The organism is Leptospira mayottensis 200901116, assembly GCF_000306675.2.
Lineage (GTDB): Bacteria > Spirochaetota > Leptospiria > Leptospirales > Leptospiraceae > Leptospira > Leptospira mayottensis.
The window spans coordinates 3,237,501-3,245,000 of record NZ_CP024871.1 but is presented as its reverse complement, the minus strand read 5'-3'; the positions used below and the strand labels follow the sequence as shown (position 1 = coordinate 3,245,000).

Annotated in this window: 8 protein-coding genes (2 of these 8 running past the window's edge); 2 read left to right on the top strand and 6 right to left on the bottom strand. The window is 38.5% G+C overall.

Annotated features, from left to right (window positions below; genetic code table 11):
- The 3 genes from LEP1GSC190_RS14810 to LEP1GSC190_RS20425 all read right to left on the bottom strand — a co-directional run.
- Nucleotides 1-140, bottom strand: partial view of a 4-(cytidine 5'-diphospho)-2-C-methyl-D-erythritol kinase gene (locus tag LEP1GSC190_RS14810; protein WP_002748575.1) — the 5' portion only. The gene continues 754 nt to the left of window position 1, outside the view; 140 of the gene's 894 nt are visible here — the first part of the coding sequence; its start codon is at nt 138-140; the stop codon falls past the left edge of the window.
- A gap of 820 nt (nt 141-960) precedes the next feature.
- Nucleotides 961-1,905: a helix-turn-helix transcriptional regulator gene (locus LEP1GSC190_RS14800; RefSeq protein WP_002748376.1), complete on the bottom strand. Its 945-nt coding sequence runs from the start codon at nt 1,903-1,905 to the stop codon at nt 961-963.
- A 157-nt stretch (nt 1,906-2,062) separates the two neighbouring features.
- The gene (locus LEP1GSC190_RS20425; RefSeq protein WP_167880667.1) at nt 2,063-2,239 is read right to left on the bottom strand and encodes a hypothetical protein; all 177 of its coding nucleotides are present in this window, start codon (nt 2,237-2,239) and stop codon (nt 2,063-2,065) included.
- Nucleotides 2,240-2,517: 278 nt separating this feature from the next.
- Here LEP1GSC190_RS20425 and LEP1GSC190_RS14795 point away from each other — a divergent pair, with 278 nt between their 5' ends.
- Both LEP1GSC190_RS14795 and LEP1GSC190_RS14790 read left to right on the top strand, forming a co-directional pair.
- Nucleotides 2,518-3,918: a hypothetical protein gene (locus LEP1GSC190_RS14795; protein ID WP_086005254.1), complete on the top strand. Its 1,401-nt coding sequence runs from the start codon at nt 2,518-2,520 to the stop codon at nt 3,916-3,918.
- Nucleotides 3,919-3,970: 52 nt separating this feature from the next.
- A complete protein-coding gene (locus tag LEP1GSC190_RS14790; RefSeq protein WP_002748325.1) occupies nt 3,971-4,396 on the top strand; it encodes a hypothetical protein in 426 nt (141 codons plus the stop codon).
- A gap of 140 nt (nt 4,397-4,536) precedes the next feature.
- Here the strand turns inward: LEP1GSC190_RS14790 and LEP1GSC190_RS14785 are convergent, their stop codons facing one another.
- The 3 genes in view from LEP1GSC190_RS14785 to LEP1GSC190_RS14775 are tightly spaced (at most 43 nt apart) and all read right to left on the bottom strand, a layout consistent with a single transcriptional unit that may run on beyond the window.
- Nucleotides 4,537-5,880: a hypothetical protein gene (locus tag LEP1GSC190_RS14785; RefSeq protein ID WP_002748439.1), complete on the bottom strand. Its 1,344-nt coding sequence runs from the start codon at nt 5,878-5,880 to the stop codon at nt 4,537-4,539.
- Between the two features lie 43 nt (nt 5,881-5,923).
- Entirely contained in the window at nt 5,924-6,709 is a 786-nt protein-coding gene (locus LEP1GSC190_RS14780) for an LIC_10740 family protein (RefSeq protein WP_002748364.1), read from the bottom strand.
- A protein-coding gene (locus LEP1GSC190_RS14775) for an N-acetylmuramoyl-L-alanine amidase family protein (protein WP_002748505.1) crosses the window boundary here: on the bottom strand, nt 6,690-7,500 show its 3' portion. 281 nt of this gene lie beyond the right edge of the window; only the last 811 of its 1,092 coding nucleotides appear in the window; its start codon lies off the right edge, out of view; its stop codon occupies nt 6,690-6,692. The genes LEP1GSC190_RS14780 and LEP1GSC190_RS14775 overlap by 20 nt, the downstream gene beginning before the upstream one ends.

Below are 7,500 nucleotides of genomic sequence, written 5' to 3'. Positions count from 1 at the left end.
AAAACTCCGTTATCCGCGGGTTCAATTTCGATATCGTCCCCCCAAGAAATTTTTAGAAATATACTTCGAATTTCATGGAACCCGTCCGGACGTTTAAACGGAATTTCCAAACCGAGATTGATTTTAGCCGGAGAAATCAAAGGCAGCTCCCTATAAATTTATGAAAAAATAGAAACACTGAGTTTTCTTTTGCTCTAGCCGAAAGTTCAAAACGGAGTTTCAACGTTGCGTGTTTTAGAGAAAGTTTATTTACAGGTTCTATAATTTTGTTCGTTAATTCGTAGCTAAATATTAGTTTTCTAAAGATTTGTATAACGCTCTGCAAAGTTGGAATTTCTCTGTGAGATGTGTAAATTCCGACGACCGCTCCGTGGAAACTTAGGAACTCTTTCCAGGTTTCGAATCGTTGAAGAGACATCAACTTGCGGGGCGAGGGTCCAGATAAACACAAAGTTCTGTGGCGTGGTTTATTCGGCAAAATCGCTTGCAAGTCTGATGCGATTTTCTTTTTTACATTCATAATCTGTCCAAAACCAGTTAGTTTTCTCTTTCATTAGAGTTGTTGAAAGATTAATTTTTCTTCCGTTTCTTTTTGTATTAAAACGAATAATTGAAGCCGTTTTTCTAATCTAAGATATGAGACTTTTAGCAATTCTATTGTTTAACCCATGCCTATTTATTTTGAAACTTTAAGACAGTTCTAAAAATAAGAAAAACGATCTGGGAGAACATAAAAGACACCAAATTTCGCATTTTAAAACTTGTCCCAAAATCTCAAGAACTCCAGCGGAAGTTTAACAGCAATAAAGTCTATTCGAAAACCAATAAATAGCCAAGGGACGTAATGTGGAAACTCCTTCGTTTTGTGAAAAATTCGCAATGCATTTCTATCTAGATTTCGGGCATGTACTTGCTATTTTTCTAATATTTCTGAAAAACAGAGATGTGCTATCATCGTTTTTAGTGAAGAGTTGATTCTATTTCTCCGAGAATCCGCTTCACCAAATGTGTAGGACTTTTCAAAATGACGTTTTTTCCAAATGGAAGGAGCGTTTCCAAAAACCAGTTTTCCTCCCGAATTTTTGCTTTGGACAAATAATAAACGACATGATTTAGTTTTTTTGTTTCGTCGGTTCTTTCTAAGCCAAGTTTACGGTTTAGGTTATAGAACACTTCCTTAGTATGCCAGATTTCAGAGATTCCGGACGAATTCTCTCGATTTTTTCGAAACTCCTCAAACTCACGGATGTATTCCGATTTTTTTTGACCGGCCGGTTTTGAGATCGGGTCCGAACCGATTTTTAAGGAAAGGATATTATCCAGACGAAAATTGCGGGGGGCGTTTCGTTCATGACAATATCCTAATAAATAATCTTCTAAAGAATGGAATAGAAACCAAGGATCTACTTTTCTCCAAGTGGGTTTCTCACCTGTTCTGGATTGGTATTCAAGACTGAGAGATTTTTCGTTTCGAATCGCTTCTTGAATGTCGGCTTTGTAACTAGAAAGCGCTTCCTGCCAGGTAACCGGAACAATCGAGATGATTTTTTGTAGTATTTTTCGAGCGGTTAAATTTGTCTGCGGATCGGAACTGGTTTCCGTAACTTCCTCTAAAATTTTTCTGAGGGTCAACCATTCTCGAATACTCAGACGCAAACTAGAGTCAAAACGAAACGGTAAAATCAAACCGAAGGTGTCTGTTTCTGAGTCGTAATCGACTTGAATCAAGTCGGCAATGTGAGGAGTTGCTCCAAGAAAGAAAAGTTCTCCCAATTGTTCTTTTAAATCTTTTTGATTCTTGATTCCGGTTACGCTGCTAAGTTCTTCGAGAGTCATTCTCTTGCCGTCTCGAAGGTGGCGAATCAGATTCAATTTGAAATTCAGTCGAACCGTGCTTGGATTCATGAAAAAACCTAGACCTCAAAAGTAAAAACGCCGTACATTCTGTAAACCGGAAATGTGTAGTATTTTTTATTTATCATAATTCGTTTCTAAACGGTCAGTTTTATGTTTTAGGATATCGCTTCCACTGGGGTTTTTAAGTCTGTAATTTGAGTCTTTTTTATAGATTCGATATTTCGGAGAACTGATGCCATGGAATGTTCGGATTGGGATCAAGTTCTAAGCAGAGACTGATTTTATTACGGGTATAGTTGCCAGAAATATCTGTAGTTTTCGTGAAATGTAGAATTCTTGCATTCAAAACTTTTACGTCGTAGAGAATTGTGTCTGCTTTCAAACGACTGACTGGTTGCCGCCGTAACTAAGAGTTTGCCCCAAAACCTTCGAAGAAATTACAATTATGATCTCTAAGTCGCTAATAAAAAAATACGCGGGTTCCGCACGGATTACGTCCTTTTGGAGGGTTATAAGTTTTTAAATCGTCTTTTCACCGTTAAGCTACTAGTAGTTTCTACAAATTTTAAAGCCTTGGGACAAACTCTCAAGGAGATCTCCTCAAGTTCAAGAAAACGCATCCTGATTGACAATTTGAAACAAGAAGGAATTCTTTCGGAGATGCGAAAGATAATATTATTCTTTCTACTCTGCTTACCGGTTTTGTATTATATCGGAACCGTCCTAAGTTGGGAGAAAAAAAAGAGAATCCGTCCCACTGGAGACGAGCCCCATTATCTTATGATCTCGGAAAGTATTCGAAAAGATGGAGATTTCGATCTTAAAAATAACTACGAAGAGGATCGAAATACGAAAAAAATTATTGGTCCCGTCGATGTGGAAAATCATACGACTCCAAAAGACGGAAAATTATACAGCATTCATTCGATCGGAACTTCGTGCCTTACGTTGATTGGATATTCGATTTTCGGTATTACGGGAGCTCGCATTAGTCTTGCTCTTTTGGCGGGGATTATTCCTTTTTTATTTTATCAGTTGGGTAAAATCTTTCATCTTTCGCCGAAAGAGGCTGCCGTAATCGCGGTTTTCTATTCCGTTAGTCTTCCATTTCCCATGGTCGCGGGACAAATATTTCCGGATCTGCCGACAGGAATTCTGCTGACTTTCGTATTCACGATCCTATTTATGTTGGAAACGAAAAGATCATTCGAAAATAAGAATATTCTGTATTTTGTATGTGGGGTAGGGTGTGGATGTTTGGCTTGGTTTCATACAAAAAATCTACCGGTCGTAGCGCTTATCCTTTTTTGGATTCTTTACAAAAAGGAAGCGGATCTGAAATCCAAAGGAATTTTCCTCGGAACTACTCTTTTGTTCGTATTCTCTTTTTTAGGTTGTAACTTTTTATGGTTTGGATCGATTGCCGGTCCTTATGGCGGAAAAAATTCTCCACCGACGTTCGATTTAAATTTTTTCCATTGGATTACGGTTTTTTTGGGTCTTTTTATGGACCGGAATCAAGGGCTCTTTTTTCAAAATCCTATGATCTGGATTCCTGGAATCTTAGGAATTTTTTTTCTTATTCTAGATAAGAATTTAAAGCGAATCGGAATTCTTGTCCTGTTCGTATTGATTTTACAACTTGGACTAAATGCGGGGCATTCTTGTTCCTATGGATGTCTTTCTCTTCCAGGTAGATTCCAATGGAGCTCTGCGGTTTTATTTTTTCTTCCTTTTCTCGTGGGTTGGAAAATGCTGAGTTCTATTTCAAGAAAAATAGCTTGGGAAATTTTTGTCCTTTGTGTCGTTTATCAAATTTGGATCGGAAAATATTGGTTTGATTATACGAGTTCTTTATACCATGTAATGGAACCTGACCCTCAAAAAAGACCCGGCTTTTTTCCGGAGAAAATTCTTTCTTATTTACCGTCCTGGACGGACCCTAATTTATCTTGGAAGGCCATCGTAAATTGGGTCTGGATTGGAATTTTTTTACTGCCGATATTATCATTGAGCTTCAGAATAATCGTAGAGATAAAACGGTCTGAATCCGATAGTTGACAAAAAACAGAAGGAGAACCAATCTTTTAAAATAAAGGACTAGAAAATCATTATGAAACTGAATTTGTATACAATTCTCCCAAAACCTACAGTTGTCTATCATCCCGAAATCCAAAATTACAGAATTCAGCGTTATGCTATTATGCTTCCTCAACTCAGTATTTTGCCGCTCGTTCGTCCTATTCAAGTGTTACGATCTTTAATAAATGGAATGATTAAGTCTATTTTGGGGCGGATTTTTATGTTTTCTTTTTCATTGAGCGTCGTTCTTTCTTCAAATTTGTTAGCTCAAGAAGAAAGTCAAAATGCAAAAGAAAAAATGGTCTGCCAGAAGATCGAACTCATTGTAAACGGACAAAGTTACGACGACGGATATAAATGTATAACTCCGGGAGCAATTTGTTATCTAGTGGAAGGTCTTTCTTTGAGTTGTTTTGCAAATTCGAGTCCCGACATGAATCAGCCGAAAGCGAATTAAAGAATCTGTTTTTAAAAAACTAAAAGTATCCCAAAAACACTTTAGAATAATTGAAATCGGCGTTTTGAGTAAAAATAAAATATTTTTGAGATGGCCTCTAAATAACATTCAAGAAGATTATTGATATAAAGTTTTCGATATCATTGAGGAATTTTTGGTCCGAGCTCGATTACCAATTGTTCTTCTGGAACCGTAAGATCAATCTTATCCACTTTTTCGGGAATTCTTCCGGATAAAACGTCCTCGGTGAGATTTTTGATTTTAGAAAGGATGGTTTCGTCCGTACAGTTTGATATGGAAATGATATTCGGAAGATCTCTTCCCCAAGAAAAACGAATTCCCGGACTATCCACAAAAAAAGATTCGGTGATTCCGTCTCCTTCCTTATCGATCATGGTAAAGACTGTCGAATCACCTGCGACTACCACGGCCTTTTTCCCTTTTTTTATATTATCTGCTTTTACACGAGTATTGGTCATTTCCCGGTTCCAAAGATAATAATATAATTTTCGAATTTGTGAATCGATCAGTTTATCTCTCGCGGATTTATACAATTCTCCATATTTTTTTCCGACTTCTTCCTCTCCTTTCATCTGTCCGTCTAATTCTCGAGGAGTAGTGGAGTGAAGATAAAAATCGGGAATGCCGTTGACTGCATTTGTATAAAACATTTGGTCTTTTCTGTCTCCCGGATATGGATTTGTGGAAGCTCCGGGATTTTTTAGGAATAAAATTAGGGCGTTTCTTCTTTCATTTACTTTTTTTCTAAGTTCCTCTGCTCTAAAACGGATCGAGCTTGTTTTAGGAGAATCTTTTCCGTAAAAACGTTCGGACCTTTCCAACTCCCCGCTTACAGCCCTTTCGGAGGAATAATTCTTCAACAGCTCCTCGTCGTATTTCAAAAGAAGATCCAATTCTTTCGTTTTCTTTAAGGGTTCGCTGGATATTTGGTTCACCTCACCCGCGTTAGCTGATGAAGTTTGGGAAGTTGAATCCTGTGTGGATGCTGTGTTCGGACTTGAAATTGTGCCGGAGGCAGAAGATACCTCGGAGATTTTACTCGGATTTACGGTTCTTTCCGATTCGGGAAGTTTATAGTATTCCAATTCCAATTCTCTGAGTCTTACGTAGTTGGACATTTTTACGAGGTATTCTTTTTCTTTTTCCCGAACCTGATTTGGATCGTCGTAACCATCCTTTAACAACGTTAGTTGTCCTTTATAAATTATCATCAAAGTCGCCTCGGAGGAATCGCGATTTGGATTTGTTCCGGTTAAGGTTTTGCCATCCTTATCTACCAATTGGATAAAATGAAATGCGATGCGATCCGTTCGGAAATCGGTGATGTTGTGAATATCGGGGGAAATTTGTAGATCGGAGGAAGAATTAAGACTTCCCCCGAAGATAAATAGAATGAGAAGATAAGTCGACAAAAACTTTTTTTTGCCGATCGGAAGCAAACGATCCGGAAAGTAGGATTTCATCTTGTTTCTAGTATCGGCCAAAAAGGGATCGGAAAAAGGGGATTCAGTTCCTTTTATGGGACAAATTGAGAGAATATTCCATTCCGGGAATACTTTCAGATAAGCCGTCCAGCCGATATTCTACGCTTTGAATGTCCTGAAAGTTCTCAAAAATGGTTTTTTCCAGAGCAAGAAAGGTGGAATCCAAAAGAGCCATTTTTTTACGGACGATCTCTTTTTGTTTTTCGTCTTCGTTCATTCGACGCGCGTACGTGTAATCGATTCTGAACTTCATTTCGGAAAGAATTTCCTGAAGTGTGGATTTTCTAAAGTCCAGAATCAGAATCCCTCCGTTTTTCCAGATTGCTTTTACGGCGTATTGGATTTCGGGAAGACGCTTTATGTTTTTATAATATTCCCCCTTGTCGTTTGTCAGGGTCTTATCGAAATAAGAGGATTCGCTGATCTCTCCGATCAAGGTCATCGTTTTGTGCCGGAATTCCTCGTTTTCCAAAAGAACTTTTCTTCTGATCGGAAACACCCGACGTTCTCCGTCGGAAGCATAGATTGTAATTTCGATTCTATGATCTCGATTACCAACGTCGTAGAGAGAAAATGGAATAAGAGTAATAAAAGGGCTGTTCCCTGCGAGAATGAATGAAGTGAAAAATAAAATGATTCCTATCCAAGCATAAGTGAGAAACAATGTTTTTCGAGAAATCCCGTCCTCGGTCGCGATGCGGAAAAGCCAAAGATATCCTTGATTGATTTTTTCTCCCGCGGCTTTAATCTTTTTCCAAATTGCGTCTCTGATCGCGATCGCATGTTTTTTAATTTTTTGCCAGTTCATATCCTCGAATTCCTTCTACGATGCTTTTCGCTATCTTAACTTGTAAACTTTTACTCTGCAAAAGTTTGGATTCTTTTTCATGAGAAAGATACCCCATTTCCACGAGAACTGCGGGCATGAGGCTTCCTCTGAGGACCGAAAAATCCGCTTTTTTCACTCCCCTGGACAGGATTTGAGGTTGAAGTTTTTTTTTCATCTCCGATTCCAAGGACCTGGCCAAGATTCTACTTCTTCTTTGAATTAGAGAGGACATCATCCCTGCCTGAATCTTTTTAATGGTCGCGGTTCCTTTCGCTTTAAAAATCCTGTTTTCCAGAAGAGCGGTTTCACGAGCCGACTCGGTAGATGGAGTTTGAGAAAGATAATAGATCTCGAATCCATTCACGTCCACGTTGATCGAAGAATTGCAGTGTAGGCTGATGAATAACGCGCTTCCGCTTTTTTTTAGTTCTCGGTTTGCGATCTCGGATCTTCGTTCTAATTCGATAAACGTATCGTCTGATCTCGTTAAAACGACATTCGTTGTCGGATATACTTTCTCGAAAAATTTCTGAAGAATTTTTGCGACTTGTAAAGCTACTAACTTTTCGTTGGTTCCGTTATTTGACGCCGTTCCCGGATCTTTTCCTCCGTGTCCCGCATCGATGAGAATCGTTTTGATTTCCAGTTTTTCAGTACTCGGTAAAATTTCCAATTCCAGTACGTTTTCCTTATATTCGTAGCGGACATCGTCCGACATGAGTTGTACGAAAATCGCTTCCACGATTTCGGGAGGAATCAGAAAATCCTTT